This is a genomic window from Burkholderia sp. Ac-20345 (genome assembly GCF_017104825.1).
Classification (GTDB): Bacteria; Pseudomonadota; Gammaproteobacteria; order Burkholderiales; family Burkholderiaceae; genus Burkholderia; species Burkholderia lata_B.
This window is the reverse complement of the sequence record NZ_JAAGPO010000085.1, coordinates 15,918-40,798: the sequence shown is the minus strand read 5'-3', so window position 1 is coordinate 40,798 and position 24,881 is coordinate 15,918. Positions and strand designations below refer to the sequence as shown.

Here is a 24,881-nt window from a genome sequence, read left to right as displayed (position 1 = left end):
AGCGCAGTTCGTGCGCGGCGTCGGCGACGAAGCGGCGCTGCGCGGCGACCGACTGCGCGACGCGCGCCAGCATCCGGTTGATCGCGACGACGAACGGCCGCACCTCGACCGGCACGTGCTCGGCCGGCACCGGGCGCAGGTCGTGCTCGTCGCGCGCATCGATGCCGGCGGACAGCGCGGCCACCGGGCGGAACAGCTTGCGCACGAGATCCGCGACGAGCAGCAGCAGGATCGGGACGAGGATCAGCAGCGGCAATGCGGTGCGCCACGCGCTTTCGCGTGCGACATCGTCGCGCATGCCGGCTTCCTGCGCGACCGCGATGCGCTCGCCGTTCGCGAAGGTCCGGACCATCACGCGATACGTGCTGCCGCCGGCATCGACCGTATGCAGCCCGTCGGCGAGCGTCGGCGCCAGTGCGAGCCGCGGTGCGCCGTCGCTGCCCGGTTGCAATGTGCCGCCGAGCGGCTGCACGAACACGCGCGACAGCTCGTCGCTTTCGCGCGCGGGCCCGCCGGCGGCGGCATGGGGCGCCGGCGCTCGCTGGTGGTCGAGCAGGGTCGCGACCTCGCGCAGCACGTCGTCCTGCAGTTCGTGCGCTTCGTCGAATGCCGATGAAAACGCGAACGCGGCCGCGGCCGTTGCGACCACCAGGATCGCGGCCGACAGCGCGACCGACAGGCGAAACCCGATCGATTCGTTCAGCCGTTTCTTGAAACCATCCATCCCGCACCCCTGACGTTCTTGATCACGCTGCTGCCGAGCTTGCGGCGCAGCGAATGGATCAGGAATTCGACCGCATTGCTTTCGACTTCCTCGCCCCAGCCGTACAGGCGATCCTCGAGCTCGCGCCGCGACAGGATCGCGCCCGGGCGTACCAGCAGCGCGCGCAGCAGCGCGAACTCGCGATTCGACAGCGGCACCGGCGCGTGCTCGTCGACGGCGGCCTCGCGCGTCGCCGGATCGAGCGACACGATCCCGTTGCTCAGCAGCGGTGCGGCCGAACCGGCCCGGCGCCGGATCGCGACGCGAATCCGCGCAAGCAGCTCGGCCATCTCGAACGGCTTCACGATGTAGTCGTCGGCGCCGCCGTCGAGGCCGGCCAGGCGATCGTCGAGCCCGTCGCGCGCGGTGACGATCAGCAGTGGTGCGCTGGCGTCCTTCGCGCGGATGGCGGCCAGCACGTCGAGACCGTCGCGGCCGGGCAGGCCGAGGTCGAGCAGGACCAGGTCGTAGGGCTGCGCGGCGAACGCGGTCAACGCGCGCACGCCGTCGGTGACCCAGTCGGTGGCGTAGGACGCGTCCTTCAGCGCGGTATGGACGGCCTCGCCGATCATCGGGTCGTCTTCGACGAGCAGTATTCGCATGCGTGTTCTCCGTGCCGCGCAAACGCCGCCAGCGTATGCGATTCCCGCACGGGCGTCACGTGCCGCGCGCGCGGCGCTCCTTATTTGCCGCTGAACCGGTCGAGGGCCGCGAGCAGGTTCTTCATCGCGGCGGCCGAATCGGCCTGGGTCGGATGGTCGGCGCGCAGCGCGGAGAGCGCGCGGTCGATCTCCTGGTCGACCATGTGCCAGTCGGCGGCGGCGCGCGGCTTGAGGCCGGCTTCGGCCGAGTCCCACGCGATCTCGAGATCCTTGATGCGCGTTTTCGCGCCGGGCAGGTCGCCCTTGGCGACGAGCGTGTTCACGTCGACGGCGATCGTGCGGAACTGCGACAGGTCGCCGAGCTTCGATGCATGGGCCGCAGCAGGCGATGCGGCGGCCGAGGCGGGCACCGAAGTCGACGCGTTCGCATCCTGCTGCTTCGAGCAGCCGGCAGCGGCACTCAACAGGGCAATCGTGGCCGCGGTAACGGCGAGACGGGAAACGGGCTGGGGGATGCGCATGGCGTGTCCTCGATTCGATGAACGGAATGAACGGAAAGAAAAGGGCGTCATTCGGCGGTACCGGCGCGCGTACGCGGGCCGCTGCCGAATTGCGCGACGGCGACGAGCAACACGATCACGGTCAGGAACAGCAGGCTCGTCCATGCGGCGCCGAAGCCGAGCCCGCCATAGGTGCGCGCCTGCGTGAGCAGGTCGCCGAGCGATGCGCCGAACGGGCGCGTCAGGATGTATGCGATCCAGAATGCCAGCACCGCGTTGGCGCCGAGCCGCCACGCCGCGAACACGGTCGCGATCAAGCCGCCGAAGCACAGCGCGCCGAGCGTGAAGCCGAGCCCGAGCGCCTCGGTTGCGAGATCGCCCGCGGCGGTGCCCAGCGCGAACGTGCAGAGGATTGCGGCCCAGTAGAACAGCTCGCGCCGCGGCGTGACGATCGTGTCGATCGACAGCGTGCCTTCGACGCGATGCCACACGAAGAAGATCGCGGCGAGCCCGATGGCAAACGCGGCGGTACTCGCATAGAGGCTGACGTTCAGGCCGTCGGTGAGCAGGTCGGTGATCTGCGTGCCGACGATGCTGACCAACACCACCGTGAGCCAGTAGATCCACGGCACGTAGCGGCGCGTGCGCAACTGCAGCCACAGCGCGATCGCGAGCAGCGACGCCATCGCGACACGCGTGACGGTCTGGCCGAGCCCCGCGTTGACCGCGAGAAAGTCCGCGCCGGTTTCGCCGACCGTGGTCGACATGATCTTGATGATCCAGAACGACAGTGCGACGTCGGGCACCTTGTTCAGCCAGTGCGGCGTGCGATGGACGGGCAGGGATTGCATGCGATGCCTCCTTGGCAATCGGGTGGTCGGCATGCAGTCTGAAACGGAAGACTTAGGCCAGCCATAGCGGCCCGGCAGCGGGTGAAAATGCCTCATTTCGACATTTCGACGAAATGTATCGTCGGAACGTCGAAATTATCGGTCGTTTCGCATCATTCTTCGTCTTGGAACTGATTTTGCGCGTCCTTAAACTGTGTTCATGGCTCAACGCCGTTCACAACACCAACCCATCATCAGGAGATAAGCGCATGAAAATCGCCATCGTCGGCGCAGGTCTGATCGGCCACACCATTGCTCACATGCTGCGTGAAACGGGCGACTACGAAGTCGTCGCGTTCGACCGCGATGCGGATGCGCTCGCGAAGCTGTCGCGCGAAGGCATCGCGACGCAACGGGTCGATTCGGCCGACGCGAACGCGATTCGCGAAGCCGTGAAGGGCTTCGATGCGCTCGTCAATGCGCTGCCTTACTACCTCGCGGTCAACGTTGCCGCCGCCGCGAAGGCTGCCGGCGTCCACTACTTCGACCTGACCGAAGACGTGCGCGCGACCCACGCGATCCGCGAACTGGCCGACGGCTCCGACCGTGCGTTCATGCCGCAGTGCGGCCTCGCACCGGGCTTCATCGGTCTCGCCGCCCATGAGCTGGTGAACGGCTTCAGCGAAGTGCGCGACGTGAAGATGCGCGTCGGCGCGCTGCCCGAGTATCCGACCAACGCGCTGAAGTACAACCTGACGTGGAGCGTCGACGGCCTGATCAACGAATACTGCCAGCCGTGCGAAGCGATCCGCGACGGCCGCAAGCAGTGGGTGCAGCCGCTCGAAGGCCTCGAGCACTTCTCGCTCGACGGTACCGAATACGAAGCGTTCAACACGTCGGGCGGCCTGGGCACGCTGTGCGAGACGCTGTCGGGCAAGGTCGAGACGCTCGACTACAAGTCGGTGCGCTATCCGGGCCATCGCGATCTCGTGCAGTTCCTGCTCGAAGACCTGCGCCTGTCGACCGACCGCGACACGCTGAAGTCGATCATGCGCCGCGCGGTGCCGTCGACGAAGCAGGACGTCGTGCTCGTGTTCATCACGGTGACGGGCGTGAAGGACGGCCAGCTGGTGCAGGACGTGTTCACGCGCAAGATCTTCGCGAAGGACGTGTGCGGGATGCACATGAGCGCGATCCAGATCACGACGGCCGGCGCGATGTGCGCGGTGCTGGATCTGTTCCGCGAAAAGAAGCTACCGCAGAGCGGTTTCATCCCGCAGGAAAAGGTGTCGCTGAAGGCGTTCCTGTCGAACCGCTTCGGCAAGCTGTACGAAGGCGGCACGATGGAGCGCGTGCACGCGGTGGCCTGACCACCCGTCAGCCTCAGGCACGAGGGCCGTACGACGCCGGGAGCGCAACAGCGCTTCCGGCGTTGTTTTTTTGCAGGGGACGAAAAAGAGCGGCCGGTCAGGCCGGCAGCGGCGGGACGATCGTGGCCGCCTGCGGAGGCGGCGCGATGCGGTACAGCAGCGCATCGACGTCGGCGTCGGATGGCGCGGTGTTGTCGAACATCACGATGCCGTCGCATTCGCGGCCGGTCGGCACGAAGCGGCGCTGCCGGTATTCGTCCCAGTGTGTGAGCTTGTAGGCATCGTTCGGGTTGCCGCGCGCGACGATCCGCTGGTGCGCGACGTCTTCCGACGTATGGACCCAGACGACCGTCAGCGTGACGTCGGGCGCGATGCCGAGCCAGGCGCGGTCGAGAATGCGGCGATCGCGCACTTCGCGCGACAGCGGGCCGACCACGAGCGCACCGATGCCGAGCGCGAGATTTTCACGGGCCGTGTCGAGCAGCCCCTGGTATTCGGGATCGCGCAGGTGCTTCAGGTAGAGCGGGCTGTCGCGGTCGTTCGGATCCTCGGTGAGCGCGCCCATCGCGGCCGAGCTGTAGCGGCCGTACAGCGTGTCCTTGTCGAGCAGGCAGAAGGCCTCGCCGGTCGCGCGCATCAGCGGCCCGATGAGCCGCTTCGCGAGCGTGGTCTTGCCGGTGCCGGCGTGACCGCAGAAGAACACCAGGTGCGTCACGAAACCTTGCCTCCCGGCCGCGGGCTCGACGCGCCGTTGAGCTTGTCGCCGCGTGAGAACACTTCAGCCTCCAGCCACATCACGTTGATGATGCCGAAGCCGAGCGCCACGCCGATGCCGAGTATCCACGAGAAATACCACATGGGTCTGTCTCCTTGACGGTTGGGCCGCACGGCCGTGCGGCGTGTGTACCGAGTGTCCTGGTGCGCATGCTGCGGCGCACGCAGCCCGATCATGACCAATATCGCCGCGCCGCGCAAGCCGGGCCGCCGGCGCAGCAAACCGGTAAACTGATGCGCAAACCGCAACGTCTCGAACATCATGCTGATCAACTGTGCTGCATACCAGGACGGCCGCAAGCTGGCCGATATCGATATCGACGCCATCAGCGACTACGTGTCGAAGCCCGAATGCTTCGTGTGGGTCGCGCTGAAGGATCCGACGCCCGAGGAACTCGACCTGATGGGCGAGGAGTTCGCGCTGCACGAACTGGCGCTCGAGGATGCCCGCAAGGGCCATCAGCGCCCGAAGATCGAGGAGTACGGCGATTCGCTGTTCGCGGTGCTGCATACGGTCGAGCTGGACCACGACGGTGAATTCAATGTCGGCGAGCTGAACGTGTTCGTCGGCCCGAACTACGTGCTGTCGATCCGCAACCATTCCGAGCAGGATTTTCGCGACGTGCGCAAGCGCTGCGAGCGCGAGCCGCATCTGCTCCAGGAAGGCTCGGCATTCGTGTTCTACGCGCTGATGGACCAGGTCGTCGACCGCTATTTCCCGATCCTCGAAACGCTCGGCACCGAACTCGAGGAACTCGAGGACCGCATCTTCGCGAAAGCCACGCCCGCATCGTCGCGCGCGATCATCGAGGATCTCTATTCGCTGAAGCGCCGGCTCGTGATGCTGTACCAGCACACGGCACCACTGATCGAGCCGCTCGCGAAGCTCACCGGCGGGCGCATTCCGCAAGTCTGCAGCGGCATGGAACCGTACTTTCGCGACGTGTACGACCATCTGCAGCGGATCGTGAAGACGATCGAAGGGCGGCGCGAGATGGTGGTCACGGCGATCCAGGTCAACCTCGGGATGATCTCGCTGGCCGAGAGCGAAGTGACGAAGCGGCTCGGCTCGTTCGCCGCGCTGTTCGCGATACCGACGATGATCGCCGGCATCTACGGGATGAACTTCGCGAACATGCCCGAACTGCACCTGAAATACGGCTTCTACGGCTGCATCGCCGTGATGGTCGCCGCCGATTTCGGGTTGTGGTGGCGATTCAAGCGGGCAGGGTGGCTGTAGTCCCGCGTCGCGCCTAGCGCGGCGCGTGCTTGCCGATCACGACGCGCCACGGACGCACGCGCCACGATTTCACGAGGCCGTTCTGCACGTACGGGTCGGCGCGCGCGAACGACTCGGCCGCTTCCGGCGAATCCCCTTCGAACACGAGCACGGCCTGGTCGGCCGGGTCCGACAGCGCGCCGGCGAGCACGAGTTCGCCGCGCTCGGTCGCGGCCTGCGCAAGCGCGAGGTGCTGGGCGCGGAACGGTTCGCGACGGGCCAGGTAATCGTCGACGAGTTCGTAGATCAACTGGTAATGCATGGTGGCTCCGGAAAGAATCGCGGCGGCCGGGGTATCGGCGCGGCCGTCAGTCAGTCTGCTGCGGGCAGTATAGGGCAGGCGGACGGTAGCGGCACGACACGAAGGGCGGCGCGCGTGCGGCTATAAATGCAACTAACGGTCTATGCGCCATCCGTCCTGAAATCCCGGCCGCGACGCACCGTCGATGCAGCCGGGTCTACAGGCCGACGCCCGGCAGTCCGTCTCTACGCCTTGTATCCGATCGTGCGCAGCAGGTCCTTGCGCCAGCGGATGTCCTCGTCATTTTCGACGCCGAGCGGCCCAAAGCCGTCTACGACGCCGACGATTCCGCGTCCTTGCGCGGTTTCCGCGACGATCACGTCGGTCGGGTTCGCGGTCGCGCAATAGATCCGGCAGACCTCAGGCACGGCCTTGATCGCATTGAGTACGTTGACCGGATAGAACCCGTCGCCGAGGAACACGATGAACGCGTGACCGGCGCCGATCGCGCTGGCGTTGCGGCAGGCCAGTTCGACGAGTGCCGCATCGGTGCCGGAGTGACGCACCAGCCGCTTGCCCGACGCCTCGCAGAATGCGAGCCCGAAGCGGATGCCGGGCACGGTGCCGACCAGCGCCTCGTGAATGTCCTCGACGGATTTGATGAAATGCGACTGGCCGAGGATGAAGTTCACGGTCTCGGGCTTGTCGACGGCAACGGTTTGCAGTTGCAGCATGGCGGACCTCGTCTCGCGATGCGGCGCGTGCGCCGCAATGGGCCCTTCAAGCTTAATACGCGGCGGCCGGCGACGAAAGCCGCGAGGGCGGCCTATCCTTCGTTGTGTGTGGTGCGTGCGCTGCACGAAGGCAACGGAGGCAGACATGGACGTGCGACAAGGCTTCGTCGACTGCGTGGGGCGCACGCCGTTGATTCGCTTGACGAAGCTCAGCGCCGAGACGGGCTGCGAGATCCTGGGCAAGGCGGAATTCATGAATCCGGGCGGGTCGGTGAAGGACCGCGCGGCACTCTACATCATCCGCGACGCCGAGCGGCGTGGCGTGCTGAAGCCGGGCGGCACCGTCGTCGAGGGTACGGCGGGCAACACCGGCATCGGTCTGGCGCATATCTGCGCGGCGCGCGGCTATCGCTGCGTGATCGTGATTCCCGATACGCAATCGCCGGACAAGATGGCGATCCTGCGCACGCTCGGCGCCGAGGTGCGCCCGGTGCCGGCGGCGCCGTACCGTGACCCGAACAACTATCAGAAGATTGCCGGGCGGCTCGCGGACGAACTCGACAATGCGGTGTGGGCCAATCAGTTCGACAACGTCGTCAATCGCCAGGCGCACTACGAGACGACCGGGCCCGAGATCTGGCGCGATACGGCGGGCACGATCGATGCGTTCGTCTGCGCGACAGGGACGGGCGGCACGCTGGCCGGTGTAAGCCGTTATCTGAAAGAGCAGAATCCGGACGTCCGGATCGTGCTGGCCGACCCGCACGGCAGCGGGCTCTATGGTTACGTGAAAACGGGCGACCTCGGCGCGGAAGGCAGCTCGATCACCGAAGGCATCGGATCGACGCGCGTCACCGTGAACCTCGCGGACACGCCGATCGACGACGCCGTGCGGATCGACGATCAGCAGTGCGTGACGATGGTCTACCGGCTGCTGCGCGAGGAAGGGCTGTACGTCGGCGGATCGAGCGGCATCAACGTCGCGGCGGCAGTCTGGCTGGCCCGCCGGATGGGGCCGGGGCACACGATCGTGACCTTGCTGTGCGACCGTGGCGACATCTATCGCGCGCGGCTTTTCAATCGGGAATGGCTGCGCGAAAAGGGACTGGACCCGGGGGACTGAACCCGGAAACCGCGCCCGTGTGATGTACGGGTGAGGTGAGGATTTCCATCCGCCCGAATGCGACCTATGCTGAACGAATCCGGTGCGAACGCCGTTCGCCCGATCGTTCAGACGAGGTGTGCCATGCCTGTGTCAGCCACCCTGCAGGATTGCCTGCGTCAGAAGTCATCGCGGTACGAAGTGGTGTACCACCCCTATAGCCATACGAGCATGGAGACGGCCGCCGCCGCGCACATTCCCGGCGATCGCCTCGCGAAAACCGTGCTCCTCGAAGACGACGAAGGCTACGTCGCCGCCGTATTGCCGACGACGCACGCAGTGCGTCTGTCGGATCTCTGGGTGAAGACGGGGCGCCATCTCGTACTTGCCCGGGAAGTGGAACTGCGCGAACTGTTCAAGGATTGCGACATGGGCGCGTTGCCGCCGGTGTGCATGGCGTATGGAATGAAGACGTTTCTCGAAGAACGTCTCGCGCAGCAGCCGGAAGTCTATTTCGAAGCCGGCGACCACGAAGCGCTGATCCACATGATGCAGGATGAATTCCTGATGCTGATGGAGACGGCCGAGCGCGCGCATTTCTCGCACAAGATGCAGGGCATGCACTCCTGACGCGCGCGGTGCGTGGGCACTTGTCGGTGCGTGTGTGACAGGGTTGCGTACCTGATCTCCAGTCGGGTGCGGGATAATTAATTCGCTATCCGAAATGTCGTGTCGATTTTCATGAAGAGCTGGTCGACCGGAGATTGGCGTTGTACGCCGGATTCACGTTTCGGATATCCGATGCGCGCCGGACATCTCGAGGAAGCGGTGCCGACCCGTTCGAGCCGGTCGGCCCGCGTATCGGCGAACTGATCCGGGCGTTGACGAGGCGGGGGGACGCATCCAGCCGGTCGTTTCCCGGACGATCCATTTTGGTGCGCGCCGGAAATATGCCGGTATTTATGTTGAAGCAGCGCAATATCCGGTTTTGCATATATCCGTAAGTGGCGCCTGCGGCGCCGGCCAAGCCCGTCAGCCATGCCGTGGGTGTCGTCTACCCGAATTCGGACACACTTCGCGCGTCGATCCACTATCCGAAGGAAGCGCAGGAAAACAACATCACGGGCGACGTGACGATCGCATTCGCCGTGGATGCAGATGGAAACTTCACGAACGAGCGCGTGGCGCAGTTGGTGGATCTGATCTTCGATCGCGTTGCCTGCATCACCGTGAAACGCTTCAAGTGCGTCGCGCAGGGCCAGTCGGTGCAGGTCCAGGTGCCATTCTCGTCAATCCGCAGTGGGTAGCCCGGCGCGAGCCGGGCCGGGGAAAGCCGTTTCGACGTGTCGATCCAGAAGCAGGTGCTGAATCTGCTGACGAATTTCCAAAAGAAGTACAAACTCTGCTACCTGCTCATCACGCACGATCTGGCGGTGATGCGCGCGATGGCCCACCGGGTCATCGTGATGAAGGCGGGGCGCGTGGTCGAGGCGGGCGAGACGCTCGACGTGCTGCACGCGCCATCCCATCCGTATACGCGAGCGTTGCTCGCGTCGTCCATGCCGGCGCCGGCGCGCGGCCCGCAGCAGAGGCAAGAGAGAACCGATGATTGACGAGAACCGGGCGCCGGGCGCCCGAGCGGTGCAGGCCGCGCAGGCGTTGCGCAGCGACGCCGATTTCTGGTCGCTGCGCATCGTCGACGAGACGATCGACGAACATGCGGTGCGCAACGACGTCGCGCAGCCGTTCTCGCGCACGCGCGAGCGCGGCGCGATGCTGACGGCCTGGGCCGGCACCGGCGCGGGTTATGCGGCGACGCCTGACCTGTCACCGGCCGGGCTGCAGGCGGCGCTCGACATCGCGACCGCGCGGGCACGGGCCAGCGCGCCGTGGGCGCTGGTCGATCATCGCCAGGCCGCGCGCCCGCAGGCGAGCGGCACGTATGCGTCGCCCGATGTCGATGCGGCACTGCCGTCGCGCGCGGAATGGATCGAGCGTCTCGCGCACGAATGCGCGGCGGCGAACCTCGGCGCGCGCATCGTCGAGCGCGCGGCGAGCGTGATGATCGTGCACACCGAGCAGTGTTACGTGACGAGCGACGGGGTGCGGATCGACCAGCGCTTCCGTTTCCTGATGCCCGAGCTGCAAGCCGTTGCCCATGGCGACGGCGACACGCAGACGCGCTCGCTCGGTCAATCGGGCACGCTGGCCCAGGGCGGCATCGACGTGCTGGCACGCTACGGCTTCGACGGCGCCGGCGTTCGTGTTGCCGACGAGGCGCTGCAGTTGCTCGCCGCTCCGAACTGCCCGACCGGCCCGCGCGACCTGCTGCTGATGCCGGACCAGATGATGCTGCAGATCCACGAGTCGATTGGCCATCCGCTCGAACTCGACCGGATTCTCGGCGACGAGCGCAACTTCGCCGGATCGAGCTTCGTCAAGCCGGAGATGGTCGGCCACTATCAGTACGGCTCGCCGCTGCTGAACGTCACGTTCGATCCGGAGCCGGCCGCCGAAGCCGCGTCCTACGCGTTCGACGACGACGGCACGCCGGCGCGCAAGCAGTACCTGATTCGCAACGGCGTGCTCGAACGGTTGCTCGGCGGGGCGCTGTCGCAGCAGCGCGCGGGCTTGCCGGGCGTGGCCAACTCGCGCGCGTCGAGCTGGAACCGCGCGCCGATCGACCGGATGGCGAACCTGAACGTCGAACCCGGCGACCAGTCGCTCGACGCGCTGGTCGCGGGCACCGAGCACGGGATCCTGATGCGCACCAACACGTCCTGGTCGATCGACGACCACCGCAACAAATTCCAGTTCGGCTGTGAATTCGGGCAACTGATCGAGAACGGCCAGCTTACGCAGGTCGTCAAGCGCCCGAACTACCGCGGCATCTCCGCCCAGTTCTGGCGCAGCCTGCGCGCGGTCGGCGATGCGAGCACGTTCGGCATCTACGGCACGCCGTACTGCGGGAAGGGCGAGCCCGCGCAGATCATCCGTGTCGGCCACGCCGCGCCGGCCTGCGTGTTCGCCGGCGTCGACGTATTCGGAGGCGCGTGATGACGGGATTCGATCCGATGGCACGCCGCGCCGGCATCGACTGGTACGCGCATTTCACCCGGCTCGCCGACGACGCGCAACGGCTGACGACGCCGGCCGAAACCGTCCTGCTCGGTTTCTCCAGCGAAACGTCCGACTTCATCCGCTTCAATGGCGGCAGGATCCGCCAGACCGGGCGCGTCACGCAGGGGCGGCTGTCCGTGCGGCTCGTCGACGGGGCGCGGCAGGCGCACTCGGCGCTGACCGTCTGCGGCGATCCGGCGGCCGACCTGCGCGAACTGGCGGACGCGCTGGCCGTGCTGCGCGACGGCCTGCGCGACGCGCAGGACGATCCGCACCTGCTGTTCGATACCTCGTCGTGGGTGCAGGAAACGCGCCGCACCGGGCGCCTGCCGGAGGCAGACGGGCTCGCGCGAATCGTGGCCGAATGCGCGCGCGGGCTCGACTTCGTCGGCTTTTACGCGGGCGGCACGCTGGCGCGCGGCTTCGCATCGTCGACCGGCAGCCGCGGCTGGTACGAGGTCGAGAATTTCAACTTCAGCTGGTCGCTGTACGACCCGAGCGGACGCGCGATCAAGACCGTCTATGCGGGCGACGACTGGAGCGATGCGGCGTTCGCGGCCAAGGTCGACGCGGCCGCCGCGCGGCTGCCGGTGCTCGGCCGCACGCCGAAGGCGCTTGCGCCTGGGCGCTACCGCGCGTATTTCGCGCCGGACGCCGTCCACGAGATGACGAGCCTGCTCGGCTGGAGCGGCTTTTCGGCGCGCGCGCTGGCGAGCGCCCGCAGCCCGCTTCACCGCCTGTACACCGGAGAGGTCGCGCTCGATCCGCGCGTGTCGATCACCGAGGATTTCTCGCTGGGCATCGCGCCGGCGTTCAACGCGGACGGCTACCGGCGCGACAGTGTGCCGCTCGTCGTCGAAGGGCGGGGCGCCGGGCAGCTCGTATGTGCACGCACTGCGCGCGAGCAAGGGGGCACGCCGAACGGCGCGGACAACGGCGAATCGCCGCAGTCGCTGACGATCGCGGGCGGTACGCTCGCCGATGCCGACGTGCTGGCCGCGCTCGACACGGGGCTCTACGTCGGCAATCTCTGGTACCTGAACTTCTCGGACCCGATCGCGTGCCGGATGACGGGGATGACGCGGTTCGCGACGTTCTGGGTCGAAGGCGGGCGCATCGTCGCGCCGGTCGACGCGATGCGGTTCGACGACAGCTTCTACCGGCTGTTCGGGTCGGAGCTCGAGCAGCTCGGCGCGGCACCGGCGCTGCTCGCGAGCGACGACACGTACGGCGAGCGGGCCACCGGAGGCGCGCAACTGCCGGGGCTGCTCGCGCGGTCGTTCGAGCTCACGCTGTAGCGCGTTCGCCGACACTGGCCGATGCCGTCATTCTTCATCGACCGTCCGGTATTTGCGTGGATCGTCGTCGCGGGCGTGCTGGCCATTCCGCAACTGCCGATCGCGCAGTATCCGCGTCTGGCGCCGCCGCGGGTCGTGACCACCGCGTCCTATCCGGGCGCGTCGACCGAGACGGTCGATGCCCACTAAATGCGGTTGTCGTGCAGACTACAGACGACTCAACTAAAAGAAACGGACTCAAACCATGTCCTATGTTCTCTATTACTCGCCCGGTGCGGCAAGCATGGCCGTGCACTGGATGCTGATCGAAATCGGCGTGCCGTTCGAAACACGCCTCGTCGATCTCGATTCGGGTGCGCAGCATACGCCCGAGTACCTGCGGTTGAATCCCGCCGGCCGGGTACCGACGCTGGTCGTCGACGGCAAATCTCGGACCGAATCTGCCGCGTTGTTGATGCTGCTCGCCGAACGTCATCCGGAGCCGGGCCTCGCTCCGCATCCGGGCACGCCCGAACGCGCCGAGTGGTTCGAGATGATGATCTATCTCGCCAATTCCGTATTGCCGGCGATGCGAAACTGGTTTTATGCGGAGACGGATGGCGATCCGCGATGCGCTGAAATGGTGAAGGCGTTTTCGCGCGGGCAAATCGAGGAATCGATGGCGCATCTCGACAATCTGCTGTCCGACGGTCGTTCGTACCTGATCAACGATCGGTTGAGTACGGTCGACTTCCTGGCGCTGATGCTCATGCGCTGGACGCGCAACATGCCGCGCCCGGCGACGACGTGGCCGAATCTGGCGCGCTATATCCAGCACCTTCGCGGGATGCCGACGTTTCTGGAATTGAATGCGCGCGAAGGGTTGACCGAGTGGATGAATCCGGTCGCGTGAGCGTGACAGGCGGCCATGCGTGTTCGTGCTATTGCAACCCTTCAATGATCAAGACGACGTTGATCAACGCAGTGAATATCACCTCCGGCTCGTCGACACGCGCGCCGCTGCGTTGAAATCTGCTGCATCGACTCGTCTTGGCTTGCAGGGTTGAAAATCCATAACTCTGTGGTTATCATTCCAATTCATAACTTTTGAGCTATGGATTGGAACCTACTGCCAACGACCTGTTCGCCGCGTTGGGCGAACCGACACGCCGGGCCATTTTTCAACGGCTTTCCCATGAAGGCGAGCAGACCGTCGGACGACTGACCGCGCATGCGGGCGTATCGCAGCCCGCCGTGTCCAAGCATCTGGCCGTTTTGCGACAGGCCGGGCTGGTGGAAGGGCGCCCGGAAGGACGAGAAACCTATTACCGTGCCCGATCGGAGGGGCTCGCGCCCCTGATCGACTGGCTCGGTGTCTACGGCGTCTTCTGGCGGGATCGAATCGACGCGTTGTCTGACCTGCTGGACAGGATGGACACATGACTGCGTCGCGAGAATCGCACAGCTTGGTCGTGGAGCGGAACCTTCGGCATCCGCCCGAAAAAGTATGGCGCGCACTCACGCAATCGTGGTTGATCGACGAGTGGCTGATGGCCAACGACTTTGTGCCTGAGGTTGGTCACCGCTTTACGTTGCGCGCGACGCCGTTGCCCGGGTGGTCGGGCATCACGAATTGCCAGGTCGTCGCGGTGGAGCAGGAACGGCTGCTCAGCTATCGCTGGGGCGATGGCACGGAATCCGCGAGCGGGCTGAAGACGATCGTCACCTGGACCTTGACGCCGCATGAGGGCGGCACCTTGCTGCACATGGAGCAGTCGGGTTTTCCTTCTCCAACCGCGCTCAGCTACGTGCGCCTCGGCGCGGCCTGGCCTCGCTTTCTCGACAAACTGGATCAGCTCATCGGCTAGTTCCGGCGACTGAACATCAACGCTTTCTTCTTCCCGATGGGGCCCGCTGGACGGCCGGCCCCAGGGGTAATACTTGCCCGGCGCAAGCCATCGGCTTCGGCCGCACGTTCAAGGAATGGCCCTGGGATTCTGGCTCGGAGCCGGGGCTCAATCCAATGTCGATCAGGCGGCCGACATCGTGCCGCCGGAATCGGACCTGGCGACGGCTAGCCATCTGGGTCAACGCGTGGCGGAGGTTGCCACGCAGCTTGTGCGCGGGCGGGCTTGAAGGTTGTCACGTGACGGCGGGATCGTCGCTTTGAACGTTGCTGCATCCCGAACCGACCAGGCTCGCTTCATCGTTGCGGTCGGCGTGCAATAGCAGATGGCAGCGATTGAAATAACTTCGATAGGGCAGTGAAACAATGATGAAGGTCGGACTGGTGGGTTGGCGCGGCATGGTTGGTTCCACGCTGCTGAAGCGGATGCGCGAAGAGGGCGATTTTTCGAGAATATCGCCGACGTATTTCAGCACGTCGGCGGCAGGGCGCACGTATCGCGACCCGCTTGGCGTCGAGCATTGTCTGCTCGATGCGAACTCGACCGAAAGACTCGGCGAGATGGACATCATCATCACCTGCCAGGGTGGTGATTACACGAAGGCGGTGTATCCGGTGCTGCGCGCTTCGGGCTGGTATGGTTTCTGGATCGATGCGGCGTCCGCGAAGCGGATGGATGACGATTCGATCATCGTGCTCGATCCGGTCAACCATGAACAGATTGAGGCCGGTATCGCTGCGGGCGTGCGTAACTACATCGGCGGCAACTGCTCGATCACGCTCTCGCTCATCGGCCTGACCGGGCTGTTTCGCGCCGGGCTCGTCGAATGGGTGAGCATGATGACCTACCAGGCGGCGTCGGGCGCCGGCGCACAGCATGTGAAGGAGCTGCTCGGCCAAATGTTGGCGGTTGCGAAGTGTGTCGACGGTCATCTTGCCGATCCGGATAGGCCGGTGCTCGACTTGCTGGCGAAAGCGCACGCAGCCTCGCGCGCGAGCGACTACCCGATCGAGGCGTTTGGCGTACCCCTCGCGGGCAGCATCATTCCGTGGATCGATAGCGACCTCGGCAACGGCGTGAGCCGCGAGGAATGGAAGGGCGAAGTCGAGACGAACAAGATCCTCGGGCTGCCGCCGGGCTCGATCCGGGTTGACGGACTCTGCGTTCGCGTTGCTGCTCTGCAGAGTCACTCGGCTGCGATCACGCTGAAGCTGAAGGAGAATGTCGAACTCGATCGTCTCGAAACGCTGATTCGCGATGCGCACGAGTGGGTCGATTTTGTGCCGAACACCCGGCAGGAAACGGTCCACCGGCTGTCGCCAGCCGCCGTCAGCGGGTCGCTGAAGATCGGCGTGGGGCGGCTGCGCCGCCTCAATGTCGAGCCACAGATGTACAGCGTGTTGACCACGGGAGATCAGTTGTTATGGGGGGCGGCTGAGCCGCTGCGGCGTGTGCTCAACATGATTCTGAACGCGCGGTAGGTTTCAAGCGCGCTGGATGCCGGCGCGTATGCGATCCATCGGCGACGGTCCCTGGAGTCAGAAGGCAATTCTGGAAAACTGAGAGAAAAACAATGAGTGACATCATCATCGCAGGCGTTCTTGTCGGTCTGATTGCAACGGCACTGTCGGATGTGTGGGCCGTGTTTCTCGAAAAGGCGTTCAAGGTGCCCAATTACGGCTTCGATGTCGTCGGCCGCTGGATTGGGCACATGGCACACGGACGATTCTTCCACAAGCCGATTTTCGCGACGCCGCCGATCCCGGGCGAAAAAGCGATCGGCTGGATCGCACATTACGCATTGGGTGCCGCGTTTGGCTTCTTGCCGATCCTGCTCGGTGGCGGCATGGACTGGATTGCGCAACCGACCTGGGCAGCTGCGATCGCAGCCGGTTTTCTCACGCTCGCGGTACCGTTCTTCGTCGTGGTTCCTGCGTTCGGTATGGGTGTCCTGTGCTCGCGCGCGCCGGATCCTTGGGCGGCACGTCGTCAGGGCGTTATCTCGCACCTGTACTACGGCATCGCGCTGTACATCGCCGCCATTCTCGTTGCGATGCTGATGCGCTAAGGAAGGTCGATGGCGAACTTCAACCGTATGCGATCCGTCGACGACGGTCGTCCGAGTTGGACTGGGCGGCGAAGGGGCTAAGTGATAAGACATGGTCGGCGAAGTTAGCGGGGTCGTCCAGGGCAACCGCGCATCGCGGTTGCCGATGCGGACGTCCTGCAGCCAATAGCGCTATCGGGGATGCCAATAACTTGATTTGACATAATCATAGTTATCGACGTTAAATCGCGGAACCAAATCAGACCCCAAAACTGAAACAATTGATCCGATTATCTGATTAAAGTGGCCGAAAGGTCCAAGTCGCAAACTACCGAAGCCGGGATTTCCCCGGCTTTTTTTTCGGACAAAAAGAACGATGCGATACCCAAACCTACGATACGGGAAGCCTGACGAATTCCGCTACTACATGAACGGCCGCACGGTCGCCGACGTGGCCCGCGAGCTGCGCCGCAGCGAGCGTAGCGTGACCGACTGGTTATCCGGCCAGCAACGCGTGCCCTGGTGGGCACCGGAAATTCTCCGATTACGTTCGGTGGAGCGAGACGCTACTCGGCTGCGCTTTGCATTCAATGCCTGGAAGCCGTCCAGTCTCGAGACTCCGAAGCGCGAGCGGCCACACCTACGGATCGTTGCATAATGGCGCGCGATCACAACAGGGGACCTCATGAAAAAAACTGTTCTTGCCTTGCTGCTTGCCGCTGCCGCGCCTTGCCATGCGTTTGAACTCGGCAACGCGCTTTACTGCAACTCCAGCGTTCGCAACTTTTTCGCCCCGCTTGTACAGCGGCACCTCATTTCAACGCGTCCGGTCACAGTCTACGATTCGATCAACAGCTTCAGACCCGCGCCATTCGCTCACCTTACGGCGTTCCGCATGAATGTAACGGCGGTCTATGGATACACGAGCGATCCACTGCTTTTCGAGCGTAGCCCCGGAACTCCGCCCCCTGATGAATACGGTGTTGTCGTGCGCGAAGACATTGCTAACGTCCAGGCTGTTCTAACTTCTGCCGGCGCTACATCAGCCCGGACGCTCTTTCTCGGTCGAGGTTTGACTGAAATATCCTGCTCAGGCCAATGAAAAAAGCCCCGGTTTCCCGGGGCTTTTTCACTTCCATGCCTGGCGTTTCACTTCCGGCGACGGAAGCGGCCTTTGCTGTCGCGCGGCGGCGTACGGCGGTGGTGCTTCGACATAGATCCTCCGATCAGTCTGCGATTCCGAGTTTGGCTTCGATCCGCGTGAGGCGTTTCTCGACCCCCAAGATATAGCGGAAGCAGCCCACCGGCACGACCAGGATCTGCACGATGCTCACGCCGATGGTCAGCCATTGAGCTGCGTCCATAGGCCCTCCGTTACTGGCCGGCCGGCGGCGTCGACGCGCTTTCCGGCGCGAAGACTGCGAACAGGCCGACGAGCGCCTGCAGGATCGCGGCGATCGCGCCGACCTTGGTCGGGTTCGCGCCGAGCTGGATCGCGGCTGTCGACGCCGCGGTTGCGATCACGCCGATGCCGGCGTGCGTGCTCGGTTCGCCGAGCCGATCGAGGAAGGACATGGTTTTCTCCTGGTGTCACAACGAAAGGAAGTTGCCGAAATCGGTCGGCGCCGCACCGTTGCCCGGTGATACCTCAGGGGTGCCGCCACCCCAACCTGCACTGTTGCCGGTGTCAAAGGTCGGGTCTGGCGACGTGCCGGCGGTCGTGAACCAGTTCTTCACGTTGGTCCACTGCTCGCCGAGCCATTCGCGCGTGGCCTGGCCGCTCGCGTAGCCGGCCGCTTCCGGGTTGAAATCACCCGTCGCGGGATCGGTCAACGCGGACGCCCCCGGGATCTGCAGCACGGCCCCCGTGAGCGTGCCGTCGACGTTGCTCACGAGCTGGCCGGCGGATGCCGCAATCGAGCCACGCTTCACGTAGGCCAGGCCGATCAGGATCACGCCCGCGCCGATCGCGAGCCCTGCGGCGTTCGCTTTCAGGCTCATGGCAACGTGAACCCGTAGGAATTGATGCCGCTTTCTCCTGCCTTCGCGAGCGCGGCGGTCAGGTCTTGCGACATCGCGCCGCTCAACGCGTCCGGGTTCCAGGAAAACGACGAATACGGGTTGTCGACGGCAAGCGGCGTCGTACCGTCCGTCGACCCACCGAAGTTCAGCAGCGACCAGGTCGCGCCTCCATTCGGCGACGTCGGTGCATTCGTGACTGTCGAGGTCGGCGCGGCCGTGCTGCCCTGCCCCTTGAAGTAACGGTAGAGCGCGAAGCCGAGCACGGCGACGCCGAGCCCGAGCGCGAGGTTGTTTGCGGTGTCTTTCATGCGAGTGCGCCCCCTGCCGCCTGATACCACGCCTGCAGCTGCGAGGGGCTACGGTTGTGCCCCTGTGCGTTCGGCAGGCTCTCGAAGATGACGCCGGTCGCGTTGATCTGCGCATACGCGCCGTTCAGATCGCCGGCTTCGATGTACGGCAATGCGCCCAGGTCAGAGAGGTATTGCACCGCGCCGGCGTCCTGGCTGGCCGGCGTGAAGTCGTACAGCCCCGCTTCCGCCGCGACCTGGTTCCAGGTCCCGAAGATGAACTGGTACGCGCCGGCCGCCGTGCTGACCTTGCCAGGCCGCCACGGGATCGGCACGCCGATATCCGGGTGCCGGCTGTAATCGCTGAACGTTCGGCCGCCATTGATGACGTTGTAGCGGTTGTTCGACTCGGCCATGCGCAGCATGTACAGGAACGCGGACAGGTTCGCGTCGTAGCCGTTGTAGTTCGGATTGTCAGCCGTGCCAAGCATCGTATTCACCGTTCCGTTTAAGTCGCTCCAAGCGCCGGACGCGCTGTCGAGCAGGTCAGAAAATCCCAGGTCGGTCGAGCTGCTCGTATCGGTCGGCGCGACGTTCGCGCTACTCGACTGCGAGTACAGCAGCGCGGCCGCGCCGGCCGCGAGCACCAACACCGCAAGGCCCGCGTTATCGCCACTCATTGCGGCCACCAGATCCAGCCAGGCGTGCCCGTGTAGGTGATGTTCAGCACACCGTCAGGCTCGACCGTGATCGGCGCGTTGACCGTCGTGTTGAACATCTGCTGCCCGTTCAATTTGATCGACGTGACCGTGCCGCCGAAGATCAGCACCTGTGCCTTCGATCCATACGGATTCACGATGTCGACCCCCGTGGCCGGCCAGGCTGGCGTGACCACCGGTCGATTACCTGAGAAGCCCGGGCAGTTTTCGATGCGGTTGTGGCTGGTGCCGGCGTTCGTCACGCCGTTGGTGGGCGACTGGTTGCCGCGCAGGTCAGCATTCAGCACCGAGACGTACCGCGATGCACCGTCGATCGAGATGCCGTAGGTCTGGTTGCCGGTGCCGTCGCCGTAGGTGCCCCCGCCGTATTGGCCCGTGACCTGTGCACCCGTCACCGAGGGGCCGATCACCAGCCCCGATCCTTGGTTTGGCGTCAGGACCGAATTGCCCCAGACCTTCGCATTGAACGACAGGTTGACGCCGCCAGCCGCGACGATGCCATCCTTCGCGAAGCCGCTGACGTTCGCGCCGATCTTCACGTTCCGCACGGCCTGCGGGAAGCTGCCGCCTCGACTGGTGCCGTCGATCGTGATGCCCGTCTGTCCGTCGCCGCCCTGCCCCTTCACGTCCGCATCGATCGTCATCGAGCCGATGTATTGCGAGCCGTTGCCGTTCGGGCCACCGACGTAGATTGCCGCCTGGCCGGCCGCGTCGATGTAGCCGCCGCGCTCGAGCTTCGTTTCGAGGATCAGCTTGTTGTTGGCGTCCTGTTCGATATGGACGTTGTTGATCGTCGACTGGCCGATGTAGTAGTCGCCCGAGAATGTCAGGTGCTCGCCCGCGAAGATCGCGACACCATACTGCCAGCCCTTCATGCGCGGGCCGTTCAGGTAGATGTCGTGGAAATTCACCTCGGTCGGCAGGTCGACGGCGCCGGTGCCCATCGTGTAGCCGCCGAGCGTCGACGCGGCGGCCAGCGTGATGCCCTGCCCGGAATTGAGCAGCGCACTGGTGCCCGGGTCGTAGTTGCCTGGCGCGTAGATTTGGTCAAGCGTGATGCCCTGGCCGCCGTACAACACGATGCCGTTCTTGCCGTTCTGTACCGCGACGCGCACGGTCGACTGCAGCGGCGAAATCATCGTCAATGAGCTGGTTGTCTTGGGGCTCGCGCCGGCGTAGTAAAAGCCGAGATCGATCACGTCGTTGCCCTGCAGCCCGGTAATCGGGTTGGTGCCGACGACGATATCGTTAAAGTCGGTGGTCGCGACCAGCAGCGTCGCGAAGCGGCCCGCGCCCTGCAATCGGACATACGGCTTGGTGATGTTCAGCGTCGACGAGATCAGGTATTCACCAGGCGGCAAGTAGCAGGTGCCGCCCCGGGTCAGCGCGCCGACCGCGTTGATGCATGCCTGAAGTGCGGCCGTCACGTCGATCGTTGCTGCGCCCGACTTCACGTTCGCAGCCTGCGCGCCCGTCATGAAGTCGAACGCGCTCACGGTGTCTTGCAATCGGCTGTTCACGCCGCGCGAAACCGCGCCCGTTGCACCGCTGTTGTACGTGACGTAGCTGGCCCCGCTCGCGCCCGCGAGCCGACCGGCGAGCCCGGAAATCAGGTCAGACGTGGACTGCGCTTGTACCGCGCCGGCCAGTAGTGCGAGCGCTACGCCCGCCCATCGAAAGAATCGCTTCATCAGCTCACCGTCTGAATGTTGGCCGTCGTGCCCGTGTCGCTGATCGCGTACCACGCCGCTTGCGGCGCGTCGCGCTCGATATACGTGTCGCCAGGTTGGATCACCACCGCCGCATTCGCGAACGTGGTGCCGGCCGCCGCCGTGATCGCGAGCTGGCCCGCGCCCACGTTGCGGACGCGCAGCCCCTTGCGCGCGGCGCTCGCCGTGATCAGCGGGACACCGCCCGTCGTGACAGCGACCGGCGCAACGTCGGCCGGCGTGCTACCCGGCGGCTGCGCCTGGGTCGGCACCGGGTTCGCGGTCGTGTTGTTGATGCCGACGTTCGTCGCTGTGAGCGTTGCGCCCGACACGTTGACCGTGCCTTGCACCGCGACGTTGACCGGTGCGGCCGGCGGGGCCGACACCTGGATCGGCGCGCCCGGTTCGCTGACGATCGACACGGGCACGGGGTTCGTGCCCGTGTTGTTCACGGTCACGCCCAGACCCGGCAGCTGAAAGTCAACGTCGCCGTCCGCGATGATGAAGGTCACGTTGGTATCGACCGGCGCCAGCATGTCGATACCGTCGAACGCTGTCGGCGGCTTCGCCTTGAACGACGCGCCGACCTGGTCGACCTCGCCGCTTTGCGCGTTGCCCGTGAAGAACCGCACGACCAGGTTCTGCCCCTGGTCTGCAGCCTGGATGAACAGGACCGAGCCCGCGATCTTGAACGGGATGCGCTGGCCGCCTGGCAGTTTCGTAGTGAGCGTCTGCATTACGCGGCCTCCCGCAGCACCGGCGCGAGCACGACCAGGCCGACGACGACGAGCGCGCCGATCACGATCACGCGCTGGTTGCCGGTCTTCGAATCCTGGTATGCGGACGCAACCTGCTGCGACGAATCCTGATAGGCCGATTGCACGGCCTGCGTGGCCTGCTGGAACGCGGCCTGTGCGCCCGCGACGCTGTCGAGGGCGCCGTTGATCGCCAGCTCGGCCGTGTGCGAGCTTGCGCTCACCGACGACGTGCCGATCGCCGTCACGTCGGACAGCGCGTCGTGCGCCAGGCCGAACGACTGCTGAATCGAGCCCTGGTCGGTCGGCGTCACGTTGATGTTGACCGAGCCGCCGCTCGACGCGGTCGCGCCGACGCCACCGCCGCCGACGTCAAGCCGCTGGTCGACGTTCTGGTTGCTGGTAGCGTCCGAGCTGCTCGAACTGCCGCCGTTGCACGGCGTCGCCGGCAGACCGAGGCGGACCAGGTGAATCTGTTGAGGGCGAAGAATCATTTCAGGTCCTTTCGCATCAGCACGACGTCGCCCTTGCGCCAGGCAGGGTAGAAGCCGTTGTCGATGGCTTTTTTCATGAGGCCGCGCCGACGCGTGCGGAAGGCGATCGACCGGAAGCCCACCGCCTGGCGCTCGACGAGCGCGAGCCCGAACTCGGTCAGGTCGAAACCAGCGCGGCCGGCGGCCGCCTGGATGAACAGCTCGTCGCCGTCGACCTTCAACGACCAGGCGAGCACGGGCGTGCCGTCTTCTTCCAGCACGAAACAATCGCCCTTCGCAGCGCAGTCGGCCGCCCCCTCGCCCGTCGTCATCCATCGATCGACGGGCGAGAACATGCGTGCGACCTCTTCGCGCGTCGCCGGCCGCATGGTCACGCTTTGCGGTGCTTCAGCACGTACCATGCGACCGCCCCGAGTAAGAGGTAAGGAAGGTATTGCTGCAGGATTCCGCTGCCGACCGCCGCGGTGCCGGCCAGCGCGGTATCGAGCGAGCCGCCGCCGTTCGAGACGACGAACGAGCCGTCGTTGAACGTGCTGTTCGTCGTCGAATACGCGGACGACGGGCCGCCGCCCAGGGCCGCTTGCAGCGAAGGCATACCGGCCCACGACGGCGCGCCGGACGTGATCGGGGAAGTCATCAGCCCTCCCCGCGATCGAGCAGCAGCACGGCCAGGCCGATCAGCAGCAACATGCCCATGCCGTTGCCGCGCGTCAGGCTCGGTCCCGAGCCGACCGGATACGTGACGCCGTTCGGCGCACGGTAGACCGGCACGGTGCCCTGCGCAGTCAGGCCATTCGCGATCGCGTCGCCGGCCACCGCCGCGCCGAGCAGCGACTGGAAGCCCGACAGCCACAGCGCGCCGTTCGATCCACTCGAATCGGTGCTGCCGTTCGTCTGCAGCTGGCCGAGCGTCGACGGCAGGCTCGTGTTGTTCGACGTGTCCTGGCTCGTCGCGTACGTGTAGTTGGAATTCGTCGAGTCGGGACCGTAGATCCCGTACAGCGTCGACGCATCCGCCCCGCTCGCATCGTACGAACCGGAACCGACGTCGGTCCCGTCGAGGGAGAAGTCATAGAGCGACATGCCGCCTCCCGGTCGGTTAGCGGTTGATCGGGTCGACGATCTTCGCGTAGCCCGTCAGGAACACCGGCCCGGTCTGCGTGATGACGCGGATGAACACGTTCTTCGACAGCGTCGTGTTGAGCCACTTTTCGCGCATGCCCTGCAGGTCGAAGTCGACGACGAACAGGCCCGCTTGCGGCACCTTCTGGTAGTCGGTCTGGTCGTCCTGGTACACCGCCGGGGTGCCTTCGGAAATGATCACCTGGTTGTTGCGGATCTGGATCGACTGGATCGAGCCAGCGCCGCCCTGGCCGAAGTTCGACTGGTGCAGGTAGATCTTCGTGATGACCGAGCCGGCTTGTTGCACCGGCAGTGCGATGTCGTTCTGGCCGACCGTCATCAGCGCGTAGGTCGCCGACTGTTCCTTGAACACCCAGGGGTTCTTCGACGGGTCGCTTTCCTGCGCCCAGGCCGTCATGCCGATGCCGCCCGGGGCGCTCGCGTTGATCTTGATTTCCATCGTGCATTGCTGCAGGCCGGCCGTGGCCAGGCACGTGAACAGCTCTTCCTGCACCTGGGTCGACTGGATCGTGACGCCGGCACTGTTCTTCGTCGCCGAGCTTTTCGCGCCGCGCCGCGTGAAGTCGATCAGCGCGACGTTGGTCGGGTTCGGCTTGCCCTCGTACAGGTTCTGTGCGAGCAGGTCCGAGCCGGCCACGGCCCACACGGGCTTGCCGTTTTGCTTGATCGTGATCAGGTCGATCATCGAGATCAGCAGGCCACCCGTGAAGTACAGCTTCAGGCGCTCGTACGTCGGGCCGCACGGGATCGACAGCAGCGCGGTCTGCCCCGGGTTGACGTTCTGCAGATTGACGAGTTGTTCTTTGCGCATCGCGCGCTCCTATGTTCGTGAAGGTGGACCGGTGCCGCGCGGCGCTTAGGCGTTCGTGCCGCCCGGGAGGTACGGGCCGATCACGGGAATCGGGAACACCGACTTCTGGACGAAGGCGCAAAGGGCGAAGGTGCCGAGAACGACGATGGCGGTCTTGACGTGCTGGTTTTTCATGTGGACCTCAGGCAGTGGGAAAGTCAGATTGCGACGTGGACCAAATCGTGTTTCCGTCGACCAGCTTTTTCGCGGCAGGCCACTTGGAGATGATCCAGGCGGCCACCAGGACGCCCACCGTAGTGGCGATGATTTCCTGGGCGAGCCGGTGTTTCGATGGCAGGTAGGCGGAGGCGGACACGTAGCGCTCTATGGGGTGAAAGAGCCCTCATCGTGCGGAC

Annotated in this window: 34 protein-coding genes and 5 pseudogenes; 17 read left to right on the top strand and 22 right to left on the bottom strand. The window is 65.1% G+C overall.

Annotated elements, in window-relative coordinates; translation table 11 throughout:
- The 4 genes and pseudogenes from G3O06_RS27180 to G3O06_RS27165 form a co-directional block, all read right to left on the bottom strand.
- A pseudogene (locus G3O06_RS27180) lies at positions 1-724 on the bottom strand (two-component sensor histidine kinase); the annotation flags it as partial.
- A complete protein-coding gene (locus G3O06_RS27175; protein ID WP_205818076.1) occupies positions 700-1,365 on the bottom strand; it encodes a response regulator transcription factor in 666 nt (221 codons plus the stop codon). The gene G3O06_RS27175 and the pseudogene G3O06_RS27180, both read right to left, overlap by 25 nt.
- A gap of 80 nt (positions 1,366-1,445) precedes the next feature.
- Positions 1,446-1,886, bottom strand: coding sequence for a hypothetical protein (locus G3O06_RS27170; protein ID WP_205818075.1), 441 nt, complete (start codon positions 1,884-1,886; stop codon positions 1,446-1,448).
- Positions 1,887-1,933: 47 nt separating this feature from the next.
- A complete protein-coding gene (locus G3O06_RS27165; RefSeq protein WP_205818074.1) occupies positions 1,934-2,716 on the bottom strand; it encodes a hypothetical protein in 783 nt (260 codons plus the stop codon).
- Between the two features lie 248 nt (positions 2,717-2,964).
- Here G3O06_RS27165 and G3O06_RS27160 point away from each other — a divergent pair, with 248 nt between their 5' ends.
- Complete coding sequence (locus tag G3O06_RS27160) at positions 2,965-4,065, top strand: saccharopine dehydrogenase C-terminal domain-containing protein (protein ID WP_085039114.1); 1,101 nt, start codon at positions 2,965-2,967, stop codon at positions 4,063-4,065.
- A 97-nt stretch (positions 4,066-4,162) separates the two neighbouring features.
- On the opposite strand, the gene G3O06_RS27155 is transcribed toward G3O06_RS27160, so the two are convergent.
- Both G3O06_RS27155 and cydX read right to left on the bottom strand, forming a co-directional pair.
- Complete coding sequence (locus G3O06_RS27155) at positions 4,163-4,780, bottom strand: ATP-binding protein (protein WP_174916892.1); 618 nt, start codon at positions 4,778-4,780, stop codon at positions 4,163-4,165.
- Positions 4,777-4,923: a cytochrome bd-I oxidase subunit CydX gene (gene cydX, locus G3O06_RS27150; protein ID WP_174916891.1), complete on the bottom strand. Its 147-nt coding sequence runs from the start codon at positions 4,921-4,923 to the stop codon at positions 4,777-4,779. Before cydX ends, G3O06_RS27155 begins: the two co-directional genes overlap by 4 nt.
- 178 nt (positions 4,924-5,101) lie before the next feature.
- On the opposite strand from cydX, the gene corA reads away from it, so the two are divergent.
- On the top strand, positions 5,102-6,079 hold the full coding sequence (gene corA, locus G3O06_RS27145; RefSeq protein ID WP_205818073.1) for a magnesium/cobalt transporter CorA: 978 nt from the start codon (positions 5,102-5,104) through the stop codon (positions 6,077-6,079).
- A gap of 13 nt (positions 6,080-6,092) precedes the next feature.
- On the opposite strand, the gene G3O06_RS27140 is transcribed toward corA, so the two are convergent.
- Both G3O06_RS27140 and G3O06_RS27135 read right to left on the bottom strand, forming a co-directional pair.
- Positions 6,093-6,380 (bottom strand): YciI-like protein, encoded by a 288-nt coding sequence (locus tag G3O06_RS27140; RefSeq protein ID WP_174916889.1) that lies wholly within the window; start codon positions 6,378-6,380, stop codon positions 6,093-6,095.
- A gap of 224 nt (positions 6,381-6,604) precedes the next feature.
- Positions 6,605-7,093, bottom strand: a complete 489-nt coding sequence (locus tag G3O06_RS27135) for an adenosine-specific kinase (RefSeq protein ID WP_205818072.1) — start codon at positions 7,091-7,093, stop codon at positions 6,605-6,607.
- 145 nt (positions 7,094-7,238) lie between these two features.
- On the opposite strand from G3O06_RS27135, the gene G3O06_RS27130 reads away from it, so the two are divergent.
- From G3O06_RS27130 to G3O06_RS27065, 15 genes and pseudogenes are all read left to right on the top strand, one after another.
- Complete coding sequence (locus tag G3O06_RS27130) at positions 7,239-8,216, top strand: cysteine synthase A (RefSeq protein WP_174974605.1); 978 nt, start codon at positions 7,239-7,241, stop codon at positions 8,214-8,216.
- A 123-nt stretch (positions 8,217-8,339) separates the two neighbouring features.
- Entirely contained in the window at positions 8,340-8,825 is a 486-nt protein-coding gene (locus G3O06_RS27125) for a YbaK/EbsC family protein (protein ID WP_031401741.1), read from the top strand.
- Positions 8,826-9,199: 374 nt separating this feature from the next.
- A pseudogene (locus tag G3O06_RS27120) lies at positions 9,200-9,502 on the top strand (TonB family protein); the annotation flags it as partial.
- Between the two features lie 33 nt (positions 9,503-9,535).
- A pseudogene (locus G3O06_RS27115) lies at positions 9,536-9,808 on the top strand (ABC transporter ATP-binding protein); the annotation flags it as partial.
- The gene (locus G3O06_RS27110; protein ID WP_205818070.1) at positions 9,801-11,252 is read left to right on the top strand and encodes a TldD/PmbA family protein; all 1,452 of its coding nucleotides are present in this window, start codon (positions 9,801-9,803) and stop codon (positions 11,250-11,252) included. The pseudogene G3O06_RS27115 and the gene G3O06_RS27110, both read left to right, overlap by 8 nt.
- Entirely contained in the window at positions 11,252-12,613 is a 1,362-nt protein-coding gene (locus G3O06_RS27105) for a metallopeptidase TldD-related protein (RefSeq protein ID WP_205818069.1), read from the top strand. The genes G3O06_RS27110 and G3O06_RS27105 overlap by 1 nt, the downstream gene beginning before the upstream one ends.
- Before the next feature lie 21 nt (positions 12,614-12,634).
- A pseudogene (locus G3O06_RS27100) lies at positions 12,635-12,793 on the top strand (efflux RND transporter permease subunit); the annotation flags it as partial.
- A 64-nt stretch (positions 12,794-12,857) separates the two neighbouring features.
- Entirely contained in the window at positions 12,858-13,505 is a 648-nt protein-coding gene (locus G3O06_RS27095) for a glutathione S-transferase (RefSeq protein ID WP_205818068.1), read from the top strand.
- Between the two features lie 206 nt (positions 13,506-13,711).
- Positions 13,712-14,035 carry a metalloregulator ArsR/SmtB family transcription factor gene (locus G3O06_RS27090; protein ID WP_043182962.1) on the top strand — a complete coding sequence of 108 codons (324 nt, stop codon included), beginning with the start codon at positions 13,712-13,714 and terminating at the stop codon, positions 14,033-14,035.
- On the top strand, positions 14,032-14,460 hold the full coding sequence (locus G3O06_RS27085) for an SRPBCC domain-containing protein (RefSeq protein WP_205818067.1): 429 nt from the start codon (positions 14,032-14,034) through the stop codon (positions 14,458-14,460). The genes G3O06_RS27090 and G3O06_RS27085 overlap by 4 nt, the downstream gene beginning before the upstream one ends.
- A gap of 124 nt (positions 14,461-14,584) precedes the next feature.
- A pseudogene (locus tag G3O06_RS49235) lies at positions 14,585-14,728 on the top strand (NADPH-dependent FMN reductase); the annotation flags it as partial.
- Positions 14,729-14,867: 139 nt separating this feature from the next.
- Entirely contained in the window at positions 14,868-15,980 is a 1,113-nt protein-coding gene (gene asd / locus G3O06_RS27080) for an aspartate-semialdehyde dehydrogenase (RefSeq protein WP_205818079.1), read from the top strand.
- A gap of 92 nt (positions 15,981-16,072) precedes the next feature.
- Positions 16,073-16,567, top strand: coding sequence for a DUF2938 family protein (locus tag G3O06_RS27075; protein WP_174999401.1), 495 nt, complete (start codon positions 16,073-16,075; stop codon positions 16,565-16,567).
- 406 nt (positions 16,568-16,973) lie between these two features.
- The gene (locus G3O06_RS27070) at positions 16,974-17,204 is read left to right on the top strand and encodes a hypothetical protein (protein ID WP_205818066.1); all 231 of its coding nucleotides are present in this window, start codon (positions 16,974-16,976) and stop codon (positions 17,202-17,204) included.
- A gap of 27 nt (positions 17,205-17,231) precedes the next feature.
- Positions 17,232-17,648: a hypothetical protein gene (locus tag G3O06_RS27065; protein ID WP_205818065.1), complete on the top strand. Its 417-nt coding sequence runs from the start codon at positions 17,232-17,234 to the stop codon at positions 17,646-17,648.
- A gap of 124 nt (positions 17,649-17,772) precedes the next feature.
- Here G3O06_RS27065 and G3O06_RS27060 read toward each other — a convergent pair whose 3' ends face one another.
- From G3O06_RS27060 to G3O06_RS27000, 14 genes are read right to left on the bottom strand one after another with little or no spacing between them, the layout of a single operon-like run.
- Positions 17,773-17,910, bottom strand: a complete 138-nt coding sequence (locus G3O06_RS27060; protein WP_155623362.1) for a hypothetical protein — start codon at positions 17,908-17,910, stop codon at positions 17,773-17,775.
- Positions 17,911-17,920: 10 nt separating this feature from the next.
- Positions 17,921-18,121: a hypothetical protein gene (locus tag G3O06_RS27055; protein ID WP_059728464.1), complete on the bottom strand. Its 201-nt coding sequence runs from the start codon at positions 18,119-18,121 to the stop codon at positions 17,921-17,923.
- A 15-nt stretch (positions 18,122-18,136) separates the two neighbouring features.
- On the bottom strand, positions 18,137-18,547 hold the full coding sequence (locus tag G3O06_RS27050) for a hypothetical protein (RefSeq protein ID WP_205818064.1): 411 nt from the start codon (positions 18,545-18,547) through the stop codon (positions 18,137-18,139).
- Positions 18,544-18,876, bottom strand: a complete 333-nt coding sequence (locus G3O06_RS27045) for a hypothetical protein (protein ID WP_205818063.1) — start codon at positions 18,874-18,876, stop codon at positions 18,544-18,546. Before G3O06_RS27045 ends, G3O06_RS27050 begins: the two co-directional genes overlap by 4 nt.
- Positions 18,873-19,535: a glycoside hydrolase family 104 protein gene (locus G3O06_RS27040; protein ID WP_205818062.1), complete on the bottom strand. Its 663-nt coding sequence runs from the start codon at positions 19,533-19,535 to the stop codon at positions 18,873-18,875. The genes G3O06_RS27045 and G3O06_RS27040 overlap by 4 nt, the downstream gene beginning before the upstream one ends.
- Positions 19,532-21,265: a glycosyl hydrolase family 28-related protein gene (locus tag G3O06_RS27035; RefSeq protein ID WP_205818061.1), complete on the bottom strand. Its 1,734-nt coding sequence runs from the start codon at positions 21,263-21,265 to the stop codon at positions 19,532-19,534. The genes G3O06_RS27040 and G3O06_RS27035 overlap by 4 nt, the downstream gene beginning before the upstream one ends.
- Positions 21,265-22,020: a hypothetical protein gene (locus tag G3O06_RS27030; protein ID WP_205818060.1), complete on the bottom strand. Its 756-nt coding sequence runs from the start codon at positions 22,018-22,020 to the stop codon at positions 21,265-21,267. The genes G3O06_RS27035 and G3O06_RS27030 overlap by 1 nt, the downstream gene beginning before the upstream one ends.
- Positions 22,020-22,532 carry a hypothetical protein gene (locus tag G3O06_RS27025; RefSeq protein WP_205818059.1) on the bottom strand — a complete coding sequence of 171 codons (513 nt, stop codon included), beginning with the start codon at positions 22,530-22,532 and terminating at the stop codon, positions 22,020-22,022. Before G3O06_RS27025 ends, G3O06_RS27030 begins: the two co-directional genes overlap by 1 nt.
- On the bottom strand, positions 22,529-22,867 hold the full coding sequence (locus G3O06_RS27020) for a hypothetical protein (RefSeq protein ID WP_205818058.1): 339 nt from the start codon (positions 22,865-22,867) through the stop codon (positions 22,529-22,531). The genes G3O06_RS27025 and G3O06_RS27020 overlap by 4 nt, the downstream gene beginning before the upstream one ends.
- Positions 22,868-22,902: 35 nt before the next feature.
- Positions 22,903-23,169: a hypothetical protein gene (locus tag G3O06_RS27015; RefSeq protein WP_205818057.1), complete on the bottom strand. Its 267-nt coding sequence runs from the start codon at positions 23,167-23,169 to the stop codon at positions 22,903-22,905.
- Positions 23,169-23,615, bottom strand: a complete 447-nt coding sequence (locus tag G3O06_RS27010; protein ID WP_205818056.1) for a hypothetical protein — start codon at positions 23,613-23,615, stop codon at positions 23,169-23,171. Before G3O06_RS27010 ends, G3O06_RS27015 begins: the two co-directional genes overlap by 1 nt.
- 16 nt (positions 23,616-23,631) lie before the next feature.
- On the bottom strand, positions 23,632-24,486 hold the full coding sequence (locus G3O06_RS27005; RefSeq protein WP_205818055.1) for a major capsid protein P2: 855 nt from the start codon (positions 24,484-24,486) through the stop codon (positions 23,632-23,634).
- Positions 24,487-24,531: 45 nt separating this feature from the next.
- Positions 24,532-24,660: a hypothetical protein gene (locus G3O06_RS49815; RefSeq protein WP_277403756.1), complete on the bottom strand. Its 129-nt coding sequence runs from the start codon at positions 24,658-24,660 to the stop codon at positions 24,532-24,534.
- Positions 24,661-24,667: 7 nt separating this feature from the next.
- The gene (locus tag G3O06_RS27000) at positions 24,668-24,841 is read right to left on the bottom strand and encodes a hypothetical protein (protein ID WP_205818054.1); all 174 of its coding nucleotides are present in this window, start codon (positions 24,839-24,841) and stop codon (positions 24,668-24,670) included.
- Positions 24,842-24,881: the final 40 nt, after the last annotated feature.